This window comes from Vibrio sp. 970, assembly GCF_033339075.1.
On record NZ_JAWOTW010000281.1, the window covers coordinates 1 to 723 of the forward strand.

General features: G+C 47.2%; 1 pseudogene. It reads left to right on the top strand.

The features are described 5' to 3' along the window. Positions 1–30 precede the first annotated feature (30 nt). Positions 31–723, top strand: a pseudogene (locus R7Q11_RS26180) (lysine-sensitive aspartokinase 3); the annotation flags it as partial.

The following is a 723-nucleotide window of genomic DNA, read 5'->3' on the forward strand; positions in this document are numbered from 1 at the left end:
TATTTTTTAGGAAGTCGTGGGAGAAACGCAGTGAGCGCATTTAACGTAGCTAAATTCGGTGGAACCAGTGTTGCCAACTTTGAGGCAATGAGTCGTTGTGCCACCATCATCGAAAACAATCCAAATACTCGCCTTGTTGTTAGCAGCGCTTGCTCTGGGGTAACCAACATCTTGGTAGAACTGGCCAATGGCGTTCAAGATCAGGAACACCGTGCTGAGTTACTAAAGAACCTAGCTGAGATCCATGATTCCATTTTGGCTCAATTGGAAGATGCGACAGAAGCCTCTTCAGAGGTGTACGGAATTTTAGATACCGTGACCAGCCTTGCAGAAGCCGCCTCAATTCAAGCAAACACCAAACTGACCGACCACCTTGTGGCATGTGGTGAGTTAATGTCGACGCACATTTTGGCGCAACTCATGCGAGAGCGTGGTATCAATGCAGTGCGATTTGATATTCGTGAAGTGCTAAGAACCGACGACAACTTTGGTCGCGCAGAACCGAATATCGAAGCCATTGCTCAACTAGCCCAAGAGAAGCTTATCCCTTTATGTCTTGATTCTGTCGTCATCACACAGGGCTTCATTGGCTCTGACGAAGAAGGCAATACAACAACGTTAGGTCGTGGTGGTAGCGACTACAGTGCAGCCTTGATTGCTGAAGGTGTGAAAGCATCTGGACTTGAAATTTGGACAGATGTTCCTGGTATTTACACGACCGAT